This is a genomic window from Rhodopirellula sp. UBA1907 (assembly GCF_002337565.1).
In the GTDB taxonomy this organism is placed as follows: domain Bacteria; phylum Planctomycetota; class Planctomycetia; order Pirellulales; family Pirellulaceae; genus Rhodopirellula; species Rhodopirellula europaea.
This window is the reverse complement of record NZ_DDGH01000020.1, coordinates 25,646-48,316: the sequence shown is the minus strand read 5'-3', so window position 1 is coordinate 48,316 and position 22,671 is coordinate 25,646. Positions and strand designations below refer to the sequence as shown.

Sequence of the window (22,671 nt, the reverse complement as noted above, 5' to 3'; positions counted from 1 at the left end):
CAATCCGATGACATTCGTCCCGTCCGAGCCGATCGCTTGGCCCTGGGGCGAGTGACCGCGGACGTCGAATGCACGATGGAGATGGCGGATCGCTTCGACGAAACATTGCAGTACAACCTCAGCCCATTTGAACTGGCCTACCGAACTTCGCGAAGAAGCTGGGTCTGCGCCCTGGATGCCGATCACCACAGCATGCCAACTCGGATGCAACAGATCGAAATGATTTCGCGACGCGTCACCCCGGCGATGCAATTGCAGTGGAGCGAACCGTCGATCGTGCCGGTTCAAGAACGCAGTCTTCAGTGTTTGTTGATCGACGCCATGACAACTCGCTCGCTCGCCGAAGCCGCCGGAACGATTCCCGATGTCGATTCCGTTCGCTTGGGAACGCCCGAAATCTCGTTTTCGCCAGTCGCATCCGCCCGACTCGACGAAGAACTTCGCCGAATGAGCGAGCGAATGAAATCGCAGTCCGATCGTCTTCAAAGCCAAGCCGCCGCCCTGCGACCTCGGGTCTGACCTTCCTCGCCGCTCCATGCTCGTCGCTCCATGTGACGGTTTAGGACCTTTAGTCGTTTGCGATCAACGTTTACACTTCGCCGCTGTGATTGCTCCTGTCAGTTTTGGATGGAGCAGACGATTTTGCGAGAAACATGCGGGCGAGTAGCTAGATGAGTGATTCAACAGTTCGAGGCGTTGTGAACGTGATCGAAGAAACCAAGACCTACGGTCAAAAAGGGTTTCGCAAACGATTGGTGGTTCTCGAACAAGACAAAGGTAGCTTCAGCAACTACATCCCCATCGAATTCACCCGCGACGCTTGCGACAGCGTTGACGAGATGAACATGGGCGACGAAATCGAAGTTGCGTACCGGTTGAACGGCCGAAAATGGCAGCGAGATCCGCAAAGCGAAGTCAAATACTTCGTCAGCGTCGAAGCTTTGTCATACAAAGTCGTGGGTGCTTCCGGCGGAAACGCGGGAGCGGGCGCAGACGCTGCCAATGACGCCTTCAACGAAGTCGACGACGAAGCTCCGTTCTGAACCGATTGCTGGTTCTCGACTGAAAAACGATTCGAAAAGCTCGCTAAACCATTGTGTTTGCGGGCTTTTTGCGTCGGTGGTCGCTTCAGAGCCGAATGCGAGCATCCTCGCGATTGCACGCAAATCGAATCGACTGCACTGCAATCAACTTGGCACCGGTCATCTGGGGGACTAAAAACAGTCTCCAGACGACTCAGTTTGCCCAATCGTGCCCGCACATCGCAGCAACCGCGCCCGACAGGATCCCCTCTGCGGAACCGCCATCGGCCCTGCGTTCTTCGTGCAGAACGAATGTTGGATGCTCGAGGTTTGTCTGAGTCGCCTGTTTCAATTCGACCGCAGGGAACCCGTTCACCATGTCACCTCATCCAATGACGCTGCTGCGGCGTTCGATGCTGCGATACAAGATCGGTCGACTGCAACGTTATCTTTCCAATGCGGAACGGGCTCGCGAAATTCAGCGAGAAAACTTACTGCGTCGCATCCGCCTGAACGCGGACACCGCCTTCGGACGCGACCACGGCTTTTCCGAAATCCGAACACTCGAAGACTTCCGCCGTCGCGTTCCGATCGCGGGCTACGAAGCGGCTCGACCCTATGTCGACCGAGTCATCCAGGGCGAGACGACGGCATTGTTCCCAGAGAACACCAAGGTCGTCATGTTCGCGACAACATCCGGGACGACCGATCACCCAAAGATGATTCCGGTGACGGAGGATTTCTATCGCCAATACAAAGCCGGCTGGCAGTACTGGGGCACCGGCGTTTACCGCGACTACCCACATTTGCTGCAGATGAAATCGCTGCAGTTCTCAAGCCACTGGAACGTCACCCAAACACCGTCGGGTGCTCCCTGCGGCAACATCAGCGGACTGGCTGCGGAGACGCGGCCGTTCTACATCGGCTCACTGTTTGTGCTGCCCGCCTGCGTTATCCAAATCACGGAACATTTGGCCAAACACTACACCGCTTTGCGACTCAGCCTCGCTTGCGATCGCGTGGGAAAAATTGTGACGGCGAACCCCAGCACTTTGGTGGAAGTCGCCAAGTTCGCCGACGCAATGAAAGAAACCTTGATTCGTGATATCCATGACGGAACACTCACGGGCGACCAACCCATCCCAGACGCGATCCGCCGACAACTTCGATCGCGTTTGCGTCCCAACCCTCGCCGCGCCAGACAACTGCAGCAAATCGTCGACCGAACCGGTCACCTCTATCCGAAAGATGCTTGGCCGGACCTCACGTTGCTGGCCGTTTGGACCGGAGGCTCGGTCGGAATCTACCTGAACCAGTTGCCGGAATACTACGGCGACGTCGCCGTTCGAGATCACGGGCTGTCGGCCAGCGAAGGTCGCATGACCGTGCCGCTGCAAAACGGTTCACCTTCCGGCATGCTCGACTACAGCAGCCACCATTTCGAATTCATTCCTGAATCAGAACGCGATAGCAGCACACCTAACGTCCTGGGAGCATCCGACCTGACCGAGGGCGAGAACTACTTCATCGTGCTAACGACGGCCAGCGGTCTGTATCGGTATGACATCCACGACCTCGTTCGATGCGATGGTTTCTGTGGTCAAACTCCCATGCTCTCGTTCCTCAACAAGGGCAAGAACTTCTGCAGCTTCACCGGTGAAAAGCTAAGCGAACACCAAGTCATGCAGGCGATGCAACAAACCCTGCAATCCATCAACGCTCCCTCCTGCACTTTCACGCTCGCACCCACACTTGGCGAACGACCTCGATACAACTTGGTGCTTGACGACTCTTCTTTGCCAAACCTTTGCGAACGCATCGGCCAGGAACTGCAAAACCAACTGTCGCAGGTCAATTGCGAGTACGCGGACAAGTGTGCTAGCGGACGCATCGAACCAATCCAAGTCACTCGCGTTCCCGCGGGAACATGGGAAAAACTGAGGGCCAGCAAAACGTCCAAGCGAGGCAACTTCGAGGAGTACAAGCACCCGTGCTTGACCAACGATCCAAACTTTCTGCAAAGCCTCAGCAAGCTGGATTCGACGCCACCCAGCTGAGCTCTCGCGTCGGGCGATACTTCGGAATTCGCGAGATGTCGCCGCGTCGAGACACCTGGGTTCCGGCGGCAAGCTTCGATTCAACGAGCGTCACTTAAAGAGCCGTCGCCCGGTCGTTATGATGATGCATCCACGTTAATGCGCCGGCCTTTTCCAACTCTCATGACCGACATCGTGCTATGAAAATCAGTGTTCTCGGAGCCGGCGCGATCGGCACCATGCTTGGCGGCTTGATCCGCGACAACGATCCGACTTGCGAAGTTGTCTTGCTCGGTCGCGGACCTCATATCCAAACGATTCGCGACTCCGGCCGCGTCCAACTGCAAGGTCCCTGGCCAGATCGAGACGTTCCAATCATCGGCACCGATGATCCAGCCGACATCGCCGGTTCGGACATGGTACTGGTGACCGTCAAATCTCAGGCCACCGCGGAAGCCATCTCGGCCGCCGCACCCTACCTCGGCTCCGCAATCGTTGTCTCGGTTCAAAATGGTTTCAACGACGACGCCTTGTTGCAACATGTCGATGAAAAACACTTGGTCATGGGAATCACCGCGACCAACGTGACCGTCCCCCAACCCGGCACCGCCAGCCTTCAATTCAACGGCACCATTGTTCTCGGCCCGAATGCCCAAGGTACCAATGCCGCTTCCGCCACGGCGGCGACAAAGATACTTGAAAAAACCGGCTTTCGAGTCTTCGAAGAAGCCAACGTGGAAGGTGTCCGGTACAACAAACTTGCCATCAACTCTCCCGGCTACGCCGCTTCGCTCTCGCAATCCAACTTCATCACCGAAGCCGTTTGCCATCGCGGTTGGCGTGGCGCCGTTGGCAAACCTCTGGCGGATGAATGCCTGCGAGTCTTCGACACCGCAGGCGTCAAACTGGCTCGGATTCCAAAGCTCCCTGACATCCGAAAGCTACGTGGCTTCTTTGGAAAACTCGACTCGCCTTTGCTAGGACCGGTTGTCGGAACCGGCGCCAAACTGATCTTCAACCGACGCCCAATCCAATTCTCGCTGTACCAAGATCTGCTCAAAGGCAAAGGCACCGAAGTCGACCACACTCTCGGTGAGATCGTTCGCTTGGCAGAGCGAAATGGCACCACGGCTCCGTACAACCAAATGGTCATCGACTTGGCCCGAGAGATTGAAAATCGCGGAGCCGGAAAGTTCTTCACCCGCGAAGAAGTCATCGATCGCTTCCGACAAATCGAATCGCGATGAGCGACTCGCGGCGCATCTTATTGACGGAAGGATCCAGCACATCAGCTCGCCAAACGCTGCATTGCCTTGGCGGCCGGCACACGATCGACGTCATGGATTCGGCCGCTCTCAGCCAAGGCCGTTTCAGCACGTTTGTCCGGCATTGGCACCGATGCCCGCTTTCTTCGGCCGACCCAATCGCCTATCTGCGACGACTGAAAGAACTGATCGACGAGCACCACTACGACGTTGTGGTTGCAACGCATGAACAAGCCTACTTGCTCAGCCGCGTGCGAGATCAACTTCAAAACCATGTTGGTGTGGCGTTGCCAACGTTTGACGCGATCGACCGACTGCAAGACAAAGCCAACTTCGCGCGAGCGATGGAAGAGTTGGGCTTGCCGCAACCGCACACTCGCATCGTTGACGGGACATCCGCCCAGTCACTGCAGGAAGGCTGCTCCGCACAATCCGAGTTCCCTTGCTTCCTGAAAACGGCTCACGGAACTGCAGGCAGAGGCGTGGTCGCTATTCATGACTCCGCGGAGATGCGTGAATGGGTCGAAGAACAAACCGCAAGCGACGCGTCTCTTCCCAACCAAGAAATCGTCCTGCAGTCGGCCGCACCCGGTGAACTGTCGATCCTGCAAGCCATCTTCGATCGTGGACGCATGGTTGCCTGGCACGACGCCATGGGACAGCGTCGCGGAGTGGGCGGCGCACCGATCGTTCGTGTCAGCACACACCGTGAAAACGTTGCTGATGACGTTCGCAGACTCGGCGAGTCACTCGACTGGCACGGAGCCCTCTTCGTCGAATACTTCTATGACCAAACAACTGGGCGTCATCAATTCATCGAAGCCAATCCGCGAATCGGCGAAACGGTCAACGCGATGCTGGCCGGCGTCAATCTGTGCGAATTTTTGGTCAAGGTTTCTCTGAATGAAATCCCCGATTCGGCGCCGGCTGCTTCGGGCGTCGCTGGGGTTCGTTCTCACCAATTCCTCACCGCGTTGCTCGATCAGGCCATGCAAACCGGATCGCGGGTGGCAGTGTGGCAAGAGATCACCAACCGAATCCGTCACAAAGATGGCTACCGCGATTCACAGCCCGAAATGATGCGGCTTAAACAGGACTTGCTTAGCGGGATCCCGCCACTGGCCGTTGCAATGGAACTGTTGCTATCTCCCAAACGCTCGCACAAAATGGTGCGATCCACTGTCGCAAACTACGGCATGAACGCCGACGCGGTCGCCAAGATTGCCAGCCTGCCCAGCCAGGAACTCTCGGCAATCTTCGAGTGATACAAAGCTTGCGCCGCATTGAACGGATAAGTCTGTACAATTTGCAGGCGGTGCAATTCGATTTGCGCCCATTGGATAGTCACGCTCTTTCGCTCCACTCCCCGAAATGGATCACAACATGAATCGCTTTTTTGCCTCGACCGTCCTGACTCTTGCATTTGCCACCATCGCCTCGGCACACTGCCAAGTTCCTTGCGGAATTTATGGTGACCAACGTCGCTTCGAAGAAATGCTGGAAGATGAACACACAATTTCCAAGGCACAGAACGAAATCAATTCACTTGCGGGCAAAGCCGACGCTCAATCCGTCAACCAAGCCGTTCGCTGGGTGACGACCAAGGAAGATCACGCCACTCGCATTCAGAACACCATTGCCGCCTACTTCATGGCTCAGCGGATCAAGACCGACGATCCCGCCTACGGTAAGAAGCTGATGGCCGCTCACAAGGTCATGGTCAATGCGATGAAGGCGAAGCAGTCCGCAGATCCCGCGACCGCGAAAGCTCTGGAAGAATCAATCTTTGCTTTCTACGAAGCTTACGAAGGCAAGAAACCTGACTTCGATCACGAGCATTGATCACTTGGGCTGACCACGAAATTCGATCAGCCCAACACACCACCGAGAGTCAACATCAGGCCGCCTTCTGGGCGGCCTGACTCGTTTGAAGCAGACCGCTGAGGATCTTCTTTCCCTTCATGACGGTCTTGGCTTTTCGGATCAATGTTGGAATCGCCAAGATCACCATTGGACTGCGGATCACTTCCTTTGCAACGCGACTGATCCCTCGCCCCATTGAAACGTCTTTCGTCAACGTCTTCAGCGCGGGCTCTCCCGCTCCCGCAAAGTTGTCCAGCATCCACTTCACGCCGGAGGGCATTGCGAATCGAGTCTTATCCAACAACCAAAGGATCTCTGATTCGCGAGCCGCAATCTTGGTTGCCGCAGGTTGTTGCTTTGGCATCAACACCCAGTTCACGTTGACGTTCAGTTCACCAACCGAATGAACATGGTGGAACCAATACCGAGGCAGGAACACCATATCGCCTTCGCACAAATCGAACTCGTAAACACGTTTGCCTTTCAACGAATTCTCCTCGAACAAGCAAGTCTTCGAGAATGGCATGTTGGGAAGCGGCGTTTCGGGAGCGACAATCGTCCAGCGTTTCTTGCCTTTGAGCTGCAAGTTGAAAACGTGCAACGAGTGACCGTCGTAGTGCCAAGGCGTGGTGTGACCGCCCGAGTTGAACCAGACCCGAACGCAGTTGTCTCGCAGAAACGCGGTGTCCGGATTCATCGATTCCGTCACGACCGGCGGCGTCGTGCAAACATCATCAATCATCTCTTGCCGCACGTCGTACCAAAGCAAACGCTCTGTCACCGATGCGTCGACCGCAATCTTGTCACAAAGCGCACGACAAACCTCTTCCGCGCCACCGTCCGCGTGAGTCACACCCCGAAAAATGACGGGCTGTTCGGTGGCGTAGTAATCGCGAAAAAATGTCTCGGCATCGTTGGCATCCAACGACGGGATTTCGCGAGAGGCCGGGGTGGACGTGGTCATGGTGCTATCTTGTGGGGTCAATCCAAGGAATGCTGTTTCGCAAACGCTTCGACACGTTCTCGAACGCCGGGGATCAGTTTGACGGCATTCTCATAATACAATTTGCGGAGCACCTTGGGAGGAAGGTTCACGCCGTCGATTTGCCACAATCCTTGCGGTGGAGGCTCCTTTTCGCTGTAAGGAAACGCCTCATCATCGGTCTCGAAGAACCGCCAATAGTAACGCAAACGCTGTTCCGGCCACGGTCCGTCGGTCCCAAACAGCAAACGATCCTGGTACCGAATCAAAAATTCACGAGCAGCGCGAGGCTGCCTTCCCAGCTCGTTGATTCGCGAGGCGGGCTCCAACCAAAGATTCGGATACTGATCCATCCACTCACTGACCGTCGCGAGGTCTTCCGGATTGTTGGCAATATGCGCCCCAATGAACTGAGTGTTGGGATGCTTTGCGATCATGCGATTCCGGGCGGCAAAGAGCTCCTCACGGGAAGGAAATTCGTCGCCGTGAAAACTCCAATCGGGATGCCGTGAAAGTTCCTCCCATCGCTCGTTGCGCTCATCGATCGGATCAAAGAACGCTGCCGGATCGGCGGTGTGAATGATGACCGGAATTTGAAGCTCACCGCACGCCGCCCAAATCGGATCCCAACGCGGATCATCGATCTTCATCAACGATCCATCCGGGTATCGATAACCCAAACCAAAACGCTTGAACAACTTCAGTCCTGAAGCACCTTGCTCGACCGCTTCTCGCAATTGTTCGACCGTCCGCTCGGCAAAACCGGGCCGGTAACACGCCCATGTCGCGGGGTCATCACTCGCACCGTCTCCACGCCAATCGATGTTGGCATACAACACAAATCGATCGCTGTGCTCCTTCCACAGATAATCTTTTTGCTCCTGAAACTGAGTCCCGAGCTTTCCATCGAGCGAAACGCAGACGGCAATGTGGTTGCGGTCCATCGCGCCGACAAAATCTTCGAGCGCATCTCGATTGAGCCGCAACCGATAGAAGAAATGCGTGTGCACATTGACCGCTGGAAAGGCAGCATGCTTTACGTCGGTGACCTTCGTCTTCAACTGTGACTTCGGGTTGTAAAGATGCACCGACAAATCGCCGCCGTCACGACCGTCGAGTGGTTTCTCATCGGCCTGCTGAGATTCAATACTGGTCGCACGATCGTCACGCGACTTTTGGATCGGCTTCTTTGAGCCCCGCGTCTTCACCACGGCATGAAGTTCACTGGGTTTCTGAGCGGTCGCAGCTTGCATCAGCAAAGAGGCACCAACCCAGGCAAAAAGCAACAACAAGCGTCGAAGAGTCATGGAGTATGCAAATATCGGGGATGTATTTTTTTCGCGAATTATAGCGTCGCGTCAGCCGCACTCGATTGAAGATTCGATGAGGAAAGCCGGTATCCAATTGCAAAGCTGCCTCGACTGACCAAAGGCCTTGCCCGCAAAACAGAGGCCAACACAGCCCGGCAAACGCAAGGCAGTGCGGCGCCTAACGATGCAATTTAGATAGCCGCGTCAGTCCAGCTTCACTTGAGCGACGTAGATCGCCGTTGTGAAATCCGTCTCTGTTTCCTCGTCCAGCGATTCATGCTGTGAGTAATAGCTCACCCAGAGCCTGTCGTCATGGAACACCAAACCGGCGTAGCTTGTGTCCCCTCCAGACGGCAAAGCCAGAAACTCCTTCAATTCACCCGTCTCGGGATCCACCCAACATAGCGATGTCCGGACCTTCTGATCATAGAGCCGAACTGCGGCCACGAACCGGCCATCAGGCAGACGAATCGTATGCGGGCCGCCGATGCGAACGCCCATGTCATGCCACGTCCAGTCCGTGTAGGGCGGCTTGGCTACACCCCACATTCCGGTCTTGCTGCCAGCATCTCGACGAAGCATGCAGTAAGCCGTGTCATCTTCCATGAACAGAATGGAAGACTCATTCGGATAGCCTTCGATCCCAAGATTGTCGACCAACACATCGTAACGACGCCCATCATCGCTTTTGTATAAACGCACGCGACGATCTGCTGGATCACCAGTGTGATAGCCAACGCTGTATGCCTTCCCGTCGTTGGACCAAGACGTCCGCCACAACCAATCGCTGCGTTTACCGGCATCAACGGGGTCGGTCCAAGTCACCCCGTCGTCCGAAAACCAGTTGTAGGACTGGTGACTACCTTCGCTCGGATCATGCAACGCACCGGCGCCGCTCAGCATCAACTTCCCATCGGGAGTCACCGACAACTTGGCGTCGCGAAGATCCGAGTCGTCGCTTTCAATCAGAGCAACCGACTCCCATTTCGATCCATCTTCACTGCGAAGCACACGCAACGAACCGTCATCAGACACATGACGAGTACCTTCGCGAAAAACGCAGAACCATTGACCTTTGAAACGGGCCAGGTCAGTGAAGGCATTGTGATGAGCTTGATCCCAGATTCGATCGACTCGCACCAACTCTGCGGCCATGCCAGAACCGGCCTGCTGCATCGTTGCACCGAGAACTGACACCAACAGACAACACCCAATCCAAAATCGTTTCATTGCCTGCATGCGTTCACCTCAGAGGACCAAATCGGCATCGAGAATGGACAGCCCGCTCAGAACGCGCCCGCCCAACCCTGGGAGAATAATCCCTCTTGACCACACACCCAAGTGAACGCGCACAAAAAAAGGCAGTCCGAAACTGGACTGCCTTCTCTGTTTTGTTCTCGCTGGCTCAGTTAGCCGATGCGGTTTCTTCTTCGGTCTTGGCTTCCGCTTCGGGAGCCGAATCCGACTCAGGAGCGTCTTGTTCGAACGCAGGGCGTTGAGCCGAACGAGTGACTCGATCGTTCTTGCCGACCAATTCGAGAATCGCTCGAGTACCACCGTCGCCCAGACGAGGCTTTGCCAAACGCATGATCCGGGTGTATCCACCGGGACGATCCGTGAAGCGTTCTGCGATGGTGTCAAACAAAACCGCAACGGCTTCGCGATCACCGATCAATTGCAAAACGCGACGCTGAGCGTTGACATAAGGAGCACGAGCATCGGCCCACTTGGTCCATTCCTCGCTCTTACGCCACTTCTTGTATTCGTCCGATCCACGTTCAGCTGAAGTTTCGTACTTCTTGGCTTCTTCGAGAGCAGGCAGGGCACGCTTTGCGAGCGTGATGCACTTCTCGACCAACGGACGAACTTCCTTGGCCTTTTCCAGAGTCGTAATGATACGACCTGGGACCTTAGGAGCATTTTCATCCAAGCTGGCGTCACGTTCGGTCAAGAACAGGGCGCTGGACAGGTTCCGCATCAATGCTTTGCGGTGAGCTGGAGAGCGGCCGAGAACGCGGCCTTTGCGGCGGTGACGCATGACGCGAATCCGTCAAATTGAATGGGAGTGAAATGAAAGTGAATAGAAGTCGCTGGCGTGCATCGCGTTTGCGATGCGTCGCTGACTAGAACAGTGGCTGGTTTGGCACTCGCATGCCAAGGTGCAACCCGTACTGCGATAGCTTTTCACGAACTTCGTTAAGAGTTGTGTCGCCAAAGTTGCGAACTTCCAACAATGAGTCTTCGGTTCGTTGCACAAGGTCGCGAACCGTCATGATGTTTTCGCTTTCCAAGCAGTTGTTCGCTCGCACCGACAATCGCAGATCCGCGAGAGTCATGTTCAGCTTCGCTTCGAGCTGAGCTTCGGGCGAACCGGCTCCACCACGTGCGGCGGAGAAGATGCTTGGTCCCAGTTCGCGATATTGAACGAACGGGTTGAGGTGTTTACGAAGGATCTTGGCCGCTTCGGTCAACGCCATTTCTGGGTTGATCGTACCGTCGGTCCAAATCTCGAGGTTCAAACGATCGTAGTTGGTCTTTTGACCGACACGAGTCGCTTCGACTTCGTAACGAACACGAACGATGGGGCTGAAGACCGCATCGATCGGAATGATCCCGATTTCGTGGTCAACGCTGCTGTGTTCGGTGCTTGGAACGTATCCACGACCGGTTTCGACAACCATTTCCATCATGAATGGAACGTCATCGGTCAGCGTGCAGATAACGTGGTCTTTGTTGATGATCTCAACGTCCGCGTCGGTTTGCACGTCAGCACCGGTAACAACACCGGCGGTGTTGCGCTCGACGGTGATCACGCGAGTCGAGTCGGTGTTGCTGTTGACGATCAACGACTTCACGTTCAGGACGATGTCGGTGACATCTTCGAGAACACCTGGAATCGTCGTGAACTCGTGCTGAGCACCACGGATTTTGATTTGGGTAACGGCACTACCCACCAAACTGCTCAACAACACGCGACGCATGCTGTTACCGATACTGGCACCAAAACCACGCTCGAATGGCTCGGCAGAAAATTTGCCGTAGGTTTGGGTCAGCGAGTCACGATCGACTTCAAGCGAACTGGGCAGTTCCATGCCGCGCCAGCGGATGTGCATGGTCATGTTGGGCCTTTGATGGATGCGGAATGGGGTTGATCAGAAACGAAGCGGCGTCAGCGGGATTAGACGCGGCGTTTCTTGCGAGGACGGCAACCGTTGTGCGGGATGGGGGTCACTTCCTCGATCAATTTCACGTTCAAGCCAGCAGCTTGCAGGGCGGTGATGGCACTTTCGCGACCGGATCCAGGTCCTTTGACGCGAACTTCAACGTCACGCATACCAAACTTGGTTGCTTTTTCAGCAGCCTGTTGAGCAGCACACTGACCAGCGAAAGGCGTGCTTTTACGGCTGCCCTTGAATCCACTGGTTCCTGCACTGGCCCAGCACAACGTGTCACCCTTGGTGTCCGTGATGGTCACCGTGGTGTTGTTGAAAGTCGCGTGAACGTGAGCAACACCGTTGCTTACGTTTCTGCGGATGCGTTTTTTCTTGTTGGTCTTTGCCACCGAAACTTCTCAAACAGATCAATGAATGGGGGAAGGAAGGAAATTGGAATCAAGGCAAACCTGCGACTATCGCAGATCCTTGACGCCCTTCTTACCAGCGACCGTCTTACGAGGCCCTTTGCGGGTCCGTGCATTGGTCTTGGTGCGTTGCCCACGAACGGGCAAGCTGACACGGTGCCGGATGCCGCGGTAGGATTTGATCTCCCGCATGCGGCTGATGTTTTGAGTCACTTGACGACGCAGCGGACCTTCGACGAGATAATCTCGTTCGAGAAGGGCGGCGATGCGACCTACATCTTCATCGCTGATGTCGCTGGCGGGTGAAGTTGGGTCAATGCCCAATTTCTCACACACCTCACGAGCCCGGTACAGCCCAAGGCCGTACAGGTACGTCAGCGAATATTGAATCTGTTTGTCGTTGGGGATGTCGACGCCCATCAGACGGGGCATGGCGATACTCCGAGAGCAGCTGCGAAGGATGTTAGATTATCTGTGCGTTATCGCGCTTCAGAAGCGCTGGATGGCGATGCAACGCAAGAGCGTCTTCGCCAGCGGATCGCGGACTATAGCAGTCGGCCCCCTTTTTGCTCAAGTGGAAGCGACAAAAGCAATCCGGAATTTTTTTCGGAGATGTCTTCATCTTTTAACATCACCACATCAACGTTTGCCCGAAACTACCAGCAGAGCCCGGAATCAACGTTGAATTGCAAGCATCGGCGACAGTCGAACCCGATCTGCAATCTCATCTGAGTTTTCTTTCGAACCGGTCGCTTTCACACCCGAGAAACGTCCGATTGGTCGGCTGGACACTTCCCACGGGCTCTTATTGGACCCAATCTTGTTCTGAGGAAGGTGAAAGTCCGCTGCCGAGAACGCTGAAAATAAACGCTCGATTCAGCTCTATCGGCGCGATCAGCCGGGCAGATTTGGACTGGGAATTCGACGACGCATTCGCAACCAATCCGTCGGGTAGTCGTCCTTGGCGGTCACCGGAAACGAGGTTTGTGAGACCAGCTCAAACTCATCCAACGGCAAATCGATTCGCGTGTCGCCGGAGACGTTGGCCCAAACCCGTGTCCACCACAATTCGGTGCACAGAGGAAACCACTGCTGGTAAATCTGGCCTCCACCGACAACAAAGATCCGTCGATCAGCGGCCAATGCGATCGCTTCGGACTTTCCAGACGCGGTCTGTGTCCCCGGAAATTGCCATTGTCCCTGCCGCGTCAACACGATGGTTTGCCGGCCCGGCAACACTCGGCCGATCGATTCGAACGTTTTTCGCCCCATGATCAGCGCGCCGCCCATCGTCGCCTTTTTAAACCGCTTTAGATCCGAGGACAGTCGCCAAGGCATGTCCTGGTCGTCTCCGATCACACCACTGGGTGTCGCGGCAACCACGGCGGTGATGCTGCATCCGACGCCATGATCGGCTGGCAATAAATCGCGACTCCGCAGCGAGCGCGCAATCTCACTCGGCGAATCTCCAGCGGACAGCGTTTCACCGACTTGGCTCGCTGAAGGATGGTCCGGCGTCTGACCGGATGATTCGGGCAGGCTGGAATCGGGGCGGGAGCTGAATTCACTCATACCGCTTTTAAACTGCCACCGGAGCCTTGATGTGAGGATGGGGGTCGTAGTTGGTCAGCTCGAAATCATCGAACTGGAAATCGGTGACCGACGCCACTTCTCGCTTGATGTGGAAGTTCGGCAATGGCCGAGGCGTGCGGCTGAGCTGTTCGCGAGCCTGTTCGAAATGGTTGCTGTAGAGATGAACGTCGCCAAGCGTGTGTACAAACTCGCCCGGTTTCAGGCCCGTGACGTGAGCCATCATCGACGTCAACATCGCGTAGCTGGCGATATTAAATGGCACGCCCAAGAACAAATCCGCGCTGCGTTGATACAGCTGACAAGAAAGCCGGCCGCCGGAAACATAGAACTGGAACAGCAAATGACACGGCGGCAACGCCATCTTCGGCACATCGGCCACATTCCAAGCCGAGACGACCAAACGTCGCGATCGCGTGTTGGTCCGAATCTCGTTTTCGACCCAAGCGATTTGGTCGATCGTCTCGCCGCCGGCACCTTCCCAACTACGCCATTGGTGGCCGTAAACCGGGCCTAAATCACCTGCTTCGTCGGCCCACTCGTCCCAAATCGAAACCTTGTTCTCCTTCAGGTAACCGATATTGGTGTCGCCGCGAAGGAACCACAGCAACTCGTGCAGGATCGAGCGGATGTGCAGTTTTTTGGTCGTCAGCAGAGGAAACCCCTCCGCCAAATCAAACCGCATTTGACGTCCGAACAGACTGCGAGTGCCGACGCCAGTGCGGTCGTCTCGATCAATCCCGTCATGCAGGACTTCGTCTAATAGTTGCAAATAGCCTTGCATGAGCGTCTCGCGTCGATCCGAAATAGCCTGGCGAATTTCTTTCGCCGATGATTGTGAATGGTAACAGCCAGCACTGGTATCGAGGATCCGACTTTCGAAAGATCGAGTGCAACTCACCCCAAAGAAAGCCTCTCACCCGCCACTTTCCTCAATCTCAACCGAGGCAAACGTCCTCAACCGATCGAAGCCGATCCTCCGCCCGGCGAGGTCCAATCGAGCGTCCAGTGACGGTCACTCGTCATTTGCACCGCTTCCGCGGGAATCCCAATGGAAGCGACCATTTCGCGAGCTTCCTCCAACGTCAGGGATGCCAACAAAGATTGCCGAAGTAGCTGCGAAGGTGCGTATTCCAGTGCGAGATCGTCCTCTGATTTAGCATCCGTGTGCTTTTCGACCAAACGTTCAACCTCTTCTCTGCTGCTGGGCCGAAGCAAATCGCGAATGAAGATCCGCCCTCCGGGCATCAGAGCTCGCATGGCGACCTGGATCCCGGTGATTGGATCGGGCAGGTGATGCAAAACCGTGTTGCTGATGATGGTTTGTGCCAAATCTTCCTGCAGGCTTTCCGGATCGGTCAGATCGATTTGCTGAAGCCAAACCAGGTCCTGCATCCCGTTCAATTCGATTTCGAAGCTCGCCAATTCCAGCATGTCGACGCTGAAATCGACCGCCATGATCTGCAATTGCTCCTCGGCGAAGTTGGAATCCGACAAACCGCCAGTTTCTTCCAGCTCGCGCCACCGCTCACCAACGATCAACGGGATGCCGGCCGGGCCGCACCCCAGATCGATCACTCGCGGTCCAACTTTCCCCCCGGAAACGAGATCGTCGACAAAGGTGGTGTTCACCTGTCGATGATCCATGGCTTGATAGGCGGCCGCATCCGCCGCGGGATCGTCCGGGCAGGGTTCCAGTACACGAGCGAACATGCGTTCAGGACACTTTTGCGAGAAAACGACTTGAAAAAACTAAAAAGCAATTGGGTGAGAATGCACGCCCAAAGCCACTCACTGGGGGATTCCGCCCAGACTTTGCGCGATTTTGGTCAAATTCCACCCCACATAATTTCAGTGGGCAACTACAACTTGAACAAGATACCCGACCAAAACAAAGGACTGCGCGTGCTGAAGGGAATCGGGGGTTTGCGCTGGTTGTGGCTAATTTGACTGTTGGGCGGACTGCAACGATCGCCCATTGCCCCTGATGTGCCTGGAGCCGCCCGGTGAGCCGATCTCAACCAGACCCCAACTCGACCAGTTCAGCAAGTCGCTTGAACGGAAGTTCGACTCATTTCTCCTCTGCCAACTGGTCGCCATCGGCCCCCACTGAATCGTGGGCGATGGTCACTCCCGGCGAAGTCCTTCGATCCTTCCGTCGACGCTTGCCGTCGATCGTGTTCACCACTGTGCTGGTGACCATCGCGATCATCGCACTTTTGATCGTTTGGCCGAACCAGTATCGAAGCGAAGGCCTGATGTACGTCCGCCTGGGTCGCGGAGCACTCGCGGTTGACCCAACCACGAAAGCGACTCAATCGGTCTCGATGCAAGAGAGCCGCACCGCGGAAGTCGTCAGCATCGGCGAGATGATTGGCAGTCGCGAAATTGCTGAACGAGCGGTGGAACGCATCGGCGTTGAAAACATCAATGAACCGCGCACCTGGATCGACCGAGGCATTAAAGACATCGAGTCCTTCCTCCAATCAGATCACCAACTGGTCTCTTGGTTGCCAAAATCCGATGGCAAAACTGTCGGCGAACTGTCGCCCGAACAGTACGAAGAGCAACTGGAACGCGAACAAGCGATCAAGAAAGTATCCAAAGCGATCGACGTTCAAATCGCGAAAAATGGCTACACCGTTGCGGTGGCAGGCAAAGGCGATGATCCGTTGCTGGTGCAATCCATCGTCCAAGCCGTGATGGACGAGTACGGCCGCTATCACGTGGAAGCCCACAGTGTGGATGGCTCGGAATCGTTCTTCGAAAAACGGGCCAAGCAAAGTCGCGACACCGCACTGGAAACTCGCCGAGCTTTGCAAGAAACACGCAACGAAATGGGCTGGCTCAGCGCCGCCTCAGCAGAAGAAACCCTGCGAGAACGCATCATCGATTTGGAAATGAAGCTGAACACAGCCGACAGTGAACTCGCCGAAGCGATCAGCCAAGCCGAAGAACTTCGTCGCCAACTCGATGGCACCAAAGAATGGGTTCCTGTTGAAGTCACGCTCGGCATCGCGAACGCCGCCGGCGATCAAATGCGAAGCCAACTGTACGACGTGCAAATTCAAGACGGCGAAGAACTGGCTCGCGTCAGCCCGAATCACCCTCGCTACAAGTTGCTGCAAGAAAAGATGCAGCAGAGTGCCCAACTCGCTGACTCCGAACGCGAAGATCGCGAAGAACGCCGTGAAGCGATCAATCCGGTTTACCAAGAACTCGAAACGCAGTTTCAAACCGTCCGCGCCAAAGCCGTTGGTTTGAAAAGCCGTCGCGATGCCGTGAGCGAGCGTTTGGCAGCCACACAACTGGACCTGCAACGCCTTAACGGGGACGCAACTCGGTTGGCTGAATTGACATGGGAAGCCGAATTGGCGGAAGAAACCTATCGCGAACACGCTCGTTCATTGGAAGAAGCTCGGGTCAATTCCGCACTGGACGATTTGCAGATGTCCGACGTCAGCGTCATTCAAGACGCAACGTTGAACCTGAAGAAGTCAGGTCCGATGCGAGGCTTGCTGGCCGTGGTCGGCTTGCTGCTCGGGCTGAGCCTCGGATTGCTACAAGCGATCCTGCGTGATTCTCCCGTCTCTTCAACCGGCGGTTCCCGTGGCGAGATTTCGCGTAACAAAGCGGCCAAATCTCGTCGACGTACGAAGTCCGCCGATGTTGCGACCAACACGGACTCGGACCTGGACGATGTGATGCACGAACAAGAAGACATTCGATCCAACGAAACGGTGACCGCCGGCGTGCCCACAGGCGACACGGTTGCCATGAACGAAACGTCAGCCACGTTCAACGCTCCAATGCCTCGCTAGTCGCGATTGATTTGGATGCGACGCAGGACAGCGTCGCAGAAACCCAAACAACCTTTCACGGATGACTCGACGGGGCAAATAAACGCACCTAGGAACAACAACTTTGTTTTCATTTTTCAAGAAAGAACGACGCGAAAGCCTGCTGCGGTGGAAGGACGAAGCCTCGCTTGGTCGCCGCCGCGTGCTGCTGCTGTCGTCGCGCCAGTTCGATCGCGAGCTGAATCGCGAACGACTGCGTGCCACTCGTCGCTCAATTCCTTTCTGCCTGCTGACCGTTGAACTGCTGACCAAGGCGGGAGCGACTCGCCGCAGCACCAACAAACAAAACCGCCAACTTGTCGACTTGCTGCTCCGCAACCTTCGCGTCACGGACGAAAAGGGAATCCTTGCAACGTTTCGTTATGGCGTGTTGTTGGTCGACACTCCCGAAATGGGCGGCCGTGCCGTACTGGACCGTTTGGCTCGCCTCACATCCGCTGCGGGCTTGGAAGTCCGGCTGAATCTTCAGGTGCACGATCCGAATGGCTTCGGCGAAGACCAAGAAAACAATCAAGACGCTTCGGGAGACCGCCGGGCCGACGATCGCCGCAAAGATGACCCTGCTGATTCAGAAGAAGCCTGGGTTCGCTTGGCATCCACCACCGCTGAATCGCCTGCTCCCACCGAACCATCCGCGTTGTCGCACAACCGAGTGCAATCCTCGATCGACGACATCACATTGGCCGGGGCGCAACAACAAAGCAGCCAAGCCGGGTTGTGGCTCAAACGCGGAATCGACATCGTCGGCGCTGGGATCGGATTGGTGTTGACCGGTCCCGCGATTCTGGGTGCCATGGCAGCAATCAAGCTGACTGACGGCGGCCCGGTGTTCTTCCGCCAAACCCGCGAAGGACAAAATGGACGCCCCTTCACGATCCTGAAACTTCGCACGATGATCGTCGATGCGGAGAAGTTCCAGGCGGAATTGCGTGCTGAAAGCCACCGCGACGGGCCCGCATTCAAGATCTCTCGCGACCCACGGGTGACCAAAGTTGGCCACTTTTTGCGGGCGACTTGTTTGGACGAACTGCCCCAACTGATTAATGTGTTGACTGGTGACATGTCATTGGTCGGACCTCGTCCATTACCATGGCATGAGAGCCGAGCCTGCGAACGTTGGCACCGACGACGACTCGACGTTCGCCCTGGATTGACCTGCACTTGGCAAGTCAACAAGGCCAAGGCTGTGACGTTCGATGATTGGATGCGGATGGATCTTCGCTACATCGACCAATTGGGTTTGTTCCAAGATCTACGACTCATCGCTCAAACTGTCGTTGTGCCCGTGACGGGGCGTGGCGGCGAATAGACTTCTAACATGTCCGCCGTTTTGCCCGCGAATCCCGAATCCAACGAATCATCGCAAGCTAGCCCGTTGGTCGGTTCCTCAAAGGACGACTCAGCGGCACGCGATGGTTCTGTCGTCACCGAATCGCAAGGGAAATCGATCGAGGATGGTTCGCCGCTCGATGCCAAAGTGGTCTTCCTGACGCACTACATCCCGCTCTATCAAGTCCGTGTGCTGCAAGAGATCACGAAGCGAATTCGCGATTTCCAGATTCTGCTCAGCACTCCAATCGAACCCAATCGCAACTTTCGATTGGATTGGTCAGGACTCAACGTGGAAGTCCAAAAGACGGTCACGCTACGACGCCGATGGCGACACGCCAAAGCCGGCTTTGACGACCAGCTGTTCGTGCACGTTCCATACGACACGCTCAAGCAACTCAAACGCATTCGTCCCGACGTCGTCGTCTCACACGAACTCGGTGCACGTTCTCTGGCCGCGGCTCGCTATTGCCGACGCTCGGGCGCACGCTTGGTCCTCGCGACCTTCATGAGCGAACACACTGAACAAGGCCGCGGGCGACTTCGCAATTGGGCTCGTCGTCGCCTGATCCGTTCTGCCGATGCGATCACCTACAACGGGCCCTCCTGTCGCGAAGTCTTGCTGTCACTGGGTGCAAAAGAAGAACAACTATTCCACTTGCCCTACGCTGCCGATGACCGGACAACCTCCAGCGAAACACAACGCCCACCGGAGTCCGAGGTTCGACGACGTTTGCTCTGCATTGGACAGCTCTCACAACGCAAAGGTGTTCTGCCGTTGGTTCGCCAAGCCAGCGACTTCTGCGCCGGCAACAACGAAGCATTGGAGATCACATTCGTCGGTGATGGTCCTTGCCGAAGCGAACTGGAAACACTGGCATCCGGTGGCAGCACCGATGAACACGGCCCAATCAATTCACGGTTGAAGATCCACTTGCTTGGGAACCGTCCCGCAGCCGAACTTCCGGAGCTGATGCGTGATCACGGTGCGATCATCGCACCAACACTCGCAGATGAGTGGCTGTTGGTCACCAACGAAGGCATGCATGCCGGAATGCCAATCATCGGTAGCATCTACGCCCAGTCCGTCACGACATTGATTCAGAACGGGCGAAACGGCTGGCAATACGATCCACTGTCCCACGAAGCTCTGAACACGGAGCCATCTTCCGCAGAAAGCGGCTGTTCAAATCCGCCTCAATCCACCCTAGATCTTTCCGGCGCACTTCGTGGTTACCTCGCCGCTGACAACAGTGCGATCGCCAAGATGCGAGAAAACGCCAAGCACGACATTCGCGACTACACACCGGCACGATCAGCGAACGGGGCAATCGATGCAATCCGTGCCGCACTGAATCAACGCGATGCCGGCTCAACGGGGAACGCGGAACGATGAGCCAACCGTTGATCGGCAGCTTGTCGATGGATCTGGACAACAAGTGGGCCTACCTCCGCGCCGCTGGGCACGAAGACTGGGAGTCTGCGTCGAGCTACTTTGATATCGCGGTGCCGCGAATTGTTGAGCTACTCGGCGAACTGAATCTCCCACTGACCGTGTTCCTTGTCGGACGCGACTTGGATGTCGATGAAGACGTTCGATCAATCAAGTCGTTTGACCAACTCCCAAGTTGGGAGGCCGCCAATCATTCGCTCAATCATTTGCCCTGGATGCATACGATGAGCGATGCGGAAATCGAATCCGAAATCATGACCACTCATGATCGCATCATTTCAACCGTCGGCACACGCCCACGCGGCTTCCGTGGTCCCGGATTCAGTTGCCCCGCCGAAGTCCTACGCGTTCTGATCCGCAACCAGTACACCTACGACGCATCCATCTTCCCGACTTCGATGGCACCAATCGCTCGCGCTGTCTTTTTGGCTCGCACGAATTTGAAAGGCGAGCAGCGAGAAAAGGCCAAGAAGCTCTACGGGGGATTCGCATCAATGCGAAATCCCAATCGACCATTCATGCGTCACGAGGAAGTCGACGGCGAGACTTTTCCCTTGCAGGAAATTCCGGTCACCACGCTTCCATTCCTCCGGACCCCGATCCATTTCAGCTACGTCACTTTCCTGGCCAGCTTCAGCGTGACGGTTGCGAAGATGTATTTCTTGATGTCGCTGAACATGTGCCGAATGACAGGCACGTCGCCATCTCTGCTGCTGCATCCACCTGACTTTCTCGGGTGCGAAGACGATTCCGACATGGCTTACTTCCCCGGCATGAAGCTGAAACGCGAAGAAAAGCTTTCGTTCATGCGATGGGCTCTCGGAAAGTTTGCTCGCGAATTTGATGTGCGGACCATGTTGGATCAAACCAAGACACTTGCGACAACGGACGGCTTCGTCCCTCAACCTGCAACCACTTAAACAAAACCATGTTGGACTACGGACAGCACAATGTCTTGGGCATTGGCGTCAACGCGATCGACTACGAGGCTGCTGTTGATCGCATCATCACCGCTGCCAAAAACCATTCGCCGATGGCGGTCACCGCATTGGCTGTTCATGGTGTGATGACCGGCGTGCTGGACCGGGAACATCACTACCGACTCAACCAGTTCGACCTGGTCTGCCCCGATGGCCAACCGGTTCGATGGGCGTTGAATCGCTTGCACCGCGGAACCTTCGATGGCCCACCGCTTTCCGATCGCGTCTATGGCCCTGAGCTAACACTCCGTTTGTGTGCCCAAGCCGCGAAAGATGATGTGCCGATCTTTTTGTTTGGAGCAACGGAAGAGATGCTTCAACAGTTCGCGGACCGATTGTGCGAACGTTTTGAAGGCCTTCGCATTGTCGGCAAACGAGCATCCGCGTTTCGACAAATCACTTCTGACGAACGCGAAGAGCTGGCCGAAGAAATTCGAGCGAGCGGGGCGGAGATGTGTTTCGTGGGCCTGGGCTGCCCACGCCAAGAGATCTTTGCTTACGAGATGAAAGAACATCTTTCGATGCCTCTGATCGCCGTGGGTGCCGCGTTCGCTTTCCATGCAGGAATGCTGGAACAAGCCCCACCGTGGATGCAAAAGAACGGGCTGGAATGGTTCTTCCGTTTGACGCGAGAACCCGGCCGCTTGTGGCGACGATACTTGTATCTCAACCCTGCTTATGTGTCATTGCTGGCGCTGCAGAAACTTGGGATCTACCGTCGAAAATGCGACGGAGGGCAATCGCCCAGCAAAGAGTTGATGTTTGGCTGATCGGTCGCTTGCCTTCACGCCGGTCTGTCGACCAAGCAAATTCACTCAGGAGTTGAGTGCGTCGCTGAGACGGAGCGTTTCTTCGACCAACGTATCGACGCGACGACCGATTTCTTCGTCGGCCAACGAATCGCCCTCGAACGATTCTCCTGTCGCGTAAACAAATCGCGGCACAATCACGCAGCGGAAATCCAACATCAAACTGTTGGCCAATCCCATCGCGGACATGTAGCTGCCTTGGCCGCCCGCGGCCAACAACAACGACACAGTCTTTCCCGTCCAGGCTTTCCCGGTCAGCTCCACCGCGTTTTTGATCGCGGCATTCACGTCGTAATTGTAGACCGGCGAGGCAATGTAAATCGCTTCCGCCGAACGAACCAATTCGCCAAGTGCAATCACTTCTTCGTTGCCATAGGCGGTCGCACCGTCGCACGGCGGCAACGTTCGCTGAGACAAATCGAAGACTTCGACTTCCCGTTCCTGAGATCGCAGTCGCTCGGCAACCGCGCGAGCCAGAATGCGGCTGCGGCTGGTGGGATGGAGACTGGAACTGATGACGAGGTGCATGCCTTGGCTCATACAAAAGTGAATCGGCTCGGAAGAAGCAGAGCTCGACAATGGCGAAACTCGG

Annotated in this window: 21 protein-coding genes and 1 pseudogene; 11 read left to right on the top strand and 11 right to left on the bottom strand. The window is 55.9% G+C overall.

The genetic code is table 11. The features are described 5' to 3' along the window. The 6 genes and pseudogenes from B2R17_RS04735 to B2R17_RS04710 all read left to right on the top strand — a co-directional run. Nucleotides 1-519, top strand: a pseudogene (locus B2R17_RS04735) (sensor histidine kinase); the annotation flags it as partial. Nucleotides 520-671: 152 nt separating this feature from the next. After that, on the top strand, nucleotides 672-1,043 hold the full coding sequence (locus B2R17_RS04730; protein WP_008657574.1) for a DUF3127 domain-containing protein: 372 nt from the start codon (nucleotides 672-674) through the stop codon (nucleotides 1,041-1,043). 356 nt (nucleotides 1,044-1,399) lie between these two features. After that, nucleotides 1,400-3,079 carry a GH3 auxin-responsive promoter family protein gene (locus B2R17_RS04725; protein WP_286763061.1) on the top strand — a complete coding sequence of 560 codons (1,680 nt, stop codon included), beginning with the start codon at nucleotides 1,400-1,402 and terminating at the stop codon, nucleotides 3,077-3,079. 179 nt (nucleotides 3,080-3,258) lie between these two features. Further along, a complete protein-coding gene (locus B2R17_RS04720) occupies nucleotides 3,259-4,305 on the top strand; it encodes a ketopantoate reductase family protein (protein ID WP_286763060.1) in 1,047 nt (348 codons plus the stop codon). Then, nucleotides 4,302-5,588 carry an ATP-grasp domain-containing protein gene (locus B2R17_RS04715; protein ID WP_286763059.1) on the top strand — a complete coding sequence of 429 codons (1,287 nt, stop codon included), beginning with the start codon at nucleotides 4,302-4,304 and terminating at the stop codon, nucleotides 5,586-5,588. Before B2R17_RS04720 ends, B2R17_RS04715 begins: the two co-directional genes overlap by 4 nt. Before the next feature lie 118 nt (nucleotides 5,589-5,706). Then, entirely contained in the window at nucleotides 5,707-6,165 is a 459-nt protein-coding gene (locus tag B2R17_RS04710) for a superoxide dismutase, Ni (protein WP_236615658.1), read from the top strand. 55 nt (nucleotides 6,166-6,220) lie between these two features. Here the strand turns inward: B2R17_RS04710 and B2R17_RS04705 are convergent, their stop codons facing one another. The 10 genes from B2R17_RS04705 to B2R17_RS04660 form a co-directional block, all read right to left on the bottom strand. After that, nucleotides 6,221-7,150, bottom strand: coding sequence for a cupin-like domain-containing protein (locus B2R17_RS04705; RefSeq protein WP_286763058.1), 930 nt, complete (start codon nucleotides 7,148-7,150; stop codon nucleotides 6,221-6,223). Nucleotides 7,151-7,167: 17 nt separating this feature from the next. Next, nucleotides 7,168-8,475 carry an amidohydrolase family protein gene (locus B2R17_RS04700; RefSeq protein ID WP_286763057.1) on the bottom strand — a complete coding sequence of 436 codons (1,308 nt, stop codon included), beginning with the start codon at nucleotides 8,473-8,475 and terminating at the stop codon, nucleotides 7,168-7,170. A 207-nt stretch (nucleotides 8,476-8,682) separates the two neighbouring features. After that, entirely contained in the window at nucleotides 8,683-9,708 is a 1,026-nt protein-coding gene (locus B2R17_RS04695) for a sialidase family protein (RefSeq protein WP_286763056.1), read from the bottom strand. A gap of 175 nt (nucleotides 9,709-9,883) precedes the next feature. Continuing rightward, nucleotides 9,884-10,516: a bL17 family ribosomal protein gene (locus B2R17_RS04690; RefSeq protein ID WP_008657584.1), complete on the bottom strand. Its 633-nt coding sequence runs from the start codon at nucleotides 10,514-10,516 to the stop codon at nucleotides 9,884-9,886. Nucleotides 10,517-10,601: 85 nt separating this feature from the next. After that, on the bottom strand, nucleotides 10,602-11,597 hold the full coding sequence (locus B2R17_RS04685) for a DNA-directed RNA polymerase subunit alpha (protein WP_007328400.1): 996 nt from the start codon (nucleotides 11,595-11,597) through the stop codon (nucleotides 10,602-10,604). A 59-nt stretch (nucleotides 11,598-11,656) separates the two neighbouring features. After that, nucleotides 11,657-12,040 carry a 30S ribosomal protein S11 gene (rpsK, locus tag B2R17_RS04680; RefSeq protein ID WP_008657585.1) on the bottom strand — a complete coding sequence of 128 codons (384 nt, stop codon included), beginning with the start codon at nucleotides 12,038-12,040 and terminating at the stop codon, nucleotides 11,657-11,659. A gap of 66 nt (nucleotides 12,041-12,106) precedes the next feature. Next, on the bottom strand, nucleotides 12,107-12,490 hold the full coding sequence (gene rpsM / locus B2R17_RS04675; RefSeq protein WP_011123828.1) for a 30S ribosomal protein S13: 384 nt from the start codon (nucleotides 12,488-12,490) through the stop codon (nucleotides 12,107-12,109). 462 nt (nucleotides 12,491-12,952) lie between these two features. After that, nucleotides 12,953-13,630 (bottom strand): dihydrofolate reductase, encoded by a 678-nt coding sequence (locus B2R17_RS04670; RefSeq protein WP_286763055.1) that lies wholly within the window; start codon nucleotides 13,628-13,630, stop codon nucleotides 12,953-12,955. Nucleotides 13,631-13,637: 7 nt separating this feature from the next. Continuing rightward, a complete protein-coding gene (locus tag B2R17_RS04665; protein WP_286763054.1) occupies nucleotides 13,638-14,432 on the bottom strand; it encodes a thymidylate synthase in 795 nt (264 codons plus the stop codon). Nucleotides 14,433-14,605: 173 nt separating this feature from the next. Next, complete coding sequence (locus tag B2R17_RS04660) at nucleotides 14,606-15,361, bottom strand: class I SAM-dependent methyltransferase (RefSeq protein ID WP_286763053.1); 756 nt, start codon at nucleotides 15,359-15,361, stop codon at nucleotides 14,606-14,608. Nucleotides 15,362-15,654: 293 nt separating this feature from the next. Here B2R17_RS04660 and B2R17_RS04655 point away from each other — a divergent pair, with 293 nt between their 5' ends. The 5 genes from B2R17_RS04655 to B2R17_RS04635 all read left to right on the top strand — a co-directional run bounded on the left by B2R17_RS04655 (nucleotide 15,655) and on the right by B2R17_RS04635 (nucleotide 22,040). Continuing rightward, a complete protein-coding gene (locus B2R17_RS04655) occupies nucleotides 15,655-17,469 on the top strand; it encodes a GumC family protein (protein WP_286763052.1) in 1,815 nt (604 codons plus the stop codon). Between the two features lie 103 nt (nucleotides 17,470-17,572). After that, the gene (locus B2R17_RS04650; protein WP_008666178.1) at nucleotides 17,573-18,817 is read left to right on the top strand and encodes a sugar transferase; all 1,245 of its coding nucleotides are present in this window, start codon (nucleotides 17,573-17,575) and stop codon (nucleotides 18,815-18,817) included. 9 nt (nucleotides 18,818-18,826) lie between these two features. Then, the gene (locus B2R17_RS04645; RefSeq protein ID WP_286763051.1) at nucleotides 18,827-20,233 is read left to right on the top strand and encodes a glycosyltransferase family 4 protein; all 1,407 of its coding nucleotides are present in this window, start codon (nucleotides 18,827-18,829) and stop codon (nucleotides 20,231-20,233) included. Continuing rightward, nucleotides 20,230-21,210, top strand: coding sequence for a polysaccharide deacetylase family protein (locus tag B2R17_RS04640; protein WP_286763050.1), 981 nt, complete (start codon nucleotides 20,230-20,232; stop codon nucleotides 21,208-21,210). The genes B2R17_RS04645 and B2R17_RS04640 overlap by 4 nt, the downstream gene beginning before the upstream one ends. Nucleotides 21,211-21,218: 8 nt before the next feature. After that, the gene (locus B2R17_RS04635; RefSeq protein WP_286763049.1) at nucleotides 21,219-22,040 is read left to right on the top strand and encodes a WecB/TagA/CpsF family glycosyltransferase; all 822 of its coding nucleotides are present in this window, start codon (nucleotides 21,219-21,221) and stop codon (nucleotides 22,038-22,040) included. Nucleotides 22,041-22,085: 45 nt separating this feature from the next. Here the strand turns inward: B2R17_RS04635 and B2R17_RS04630 are convergent, their stop codons facing one another. Next, nucleotides 22,086-22,619, bottom strand: a complete 534-nt coding sequence (locus B2R17_RS04630) for an NADPH-dependent FMN reductase (protein ID WP_008659812.1) — start codon at nucleotides 22,617-22,619, stop codon at nucleotides 22,086-22,088. Between the last annotated feature and the right edge of the window lie 52 nt (nucleotides 22,620-22,671).

Coding starts and splice junctions, on each gene's coding strand:
- B2R17_RS04730 (WP_008657574.1), top strand. CDS start 672: ATGAGTGATTCAACAGTTCGAGGCGTTGTGAACGTGATCGAAGAAACC.
- B2R17_RS04725 (WP_286763061.1), top strand. CDS start 1,400: ATGTCACCTCATCCAATGACGCTGCTGCGGCGTTCGATGCTGCGATAC.
- B2R17_RS04720 (WP_286763060.1), top strand. CDS start 3,259: ATGAAAATCAGTGTTCTCGGAGCCGGCGCGATCGGCACCATGCTTGGC.
- B2R17_RS04715 (WP_286763059.1), top strand. CDS start 4,302: ATGAGCGACTCGCGGCGCATCTTATTGACGGAAGGATCCAGCACATCA.
- B2R17_RS04710 (WP_236615658.1), top strand. CDS start 5,707: ATGAATCGCTTTTTTGCCTCGACCGTCCTGACTCTTGCATTTGCCACC.
- B2R17_RS04705 (WP_286763058.1), bottom strand. CDS start 7,150: ATGACCACGTCCACCCCGGCCTCTCGCGAAATCCCGTCGTTGGATGCC.
- B2R17_RS04700 (WP_286763057.1), bottom strand. CDS start 8,475: ATGACTCTTCGACGCTTGTTGTTGCTTTTTGCCTGGGTTGGTGCCTCT.
- B2R17_RS04695 (WP_286763056.1), bottom strand. CDS start 9,708: ATGAAACGATTTTGGATTGGGTGTTGTCTGTTGGTGTCAGTTCTCGGT.
- B2R17_RS04690 (WP_008657584.1), bottom strand. CDS start 10,516: ATGCGTCACCGCCGCAAAGGCCGCGTTCTCGGCCGCTCTCCAGCTCAC.
- B2R17_RS04685 (WP_007328400.1), bottom strand. CDS start 11,597: ATGACCATGCACATCCGCTGGCGCGGCATGGAACTGCCCAGTTCGCTT.
- rpsM (WP_011123828.1), bottom strand. CDS start 12,490: ATGCCCCGTCTGATGGGCGTCGACATCCCCAACGACAAACAGATTCAA.
- B2R17_RS04670 (WP_286763055.1), bottom strand. CDS start 13,630: ATGAGTGAATTCAGCTCCCGCCCCGATTCCAGCCTGCCCGAATCATCC.
- B2R17_RS04665 (WP_286763054.1), bottom strand. CDS start 14,432: ATGCAAGGCTATTTGCAACTATTAGACGAAGTCCTGCATGACGGGATT.
- B2R17_RS04660 (WP_286763053.1), bottom strand. CDS start 15,361: ATGTTCGCTCGTGTACTGGAACCCTGCCCGGACGATCCCGCGGCGGAT.
- B2R17_RS04645 (WP_286763051.1), top strand. CDS start 18,827: ATGTCCGCCGTTTTGCCCGCGAATCCCGAATCCAACGAATCATCGCAA.
- B2R17_RS04640 (WP_286763050.1), top strand. CDS start 20,230: ATGAGCCAACCGTTGATCGGCAGCTTGTCGATGGATCTGGACAACAAG.
- B2R17_RS04635 (WP_286763049.1), top strand. CDS start 21,219: ATGTTGGACTACGGACAGCACAATGTCTTGGGCATTGGCGTCAACGCG.
- B2R17_RS04630 (WP_008659812.1), bottom strand. CDS start 22,619: ATGAGCCAAGGCATGCACCTCGTCATCAGTTCCAGTCTCCATCCCACC.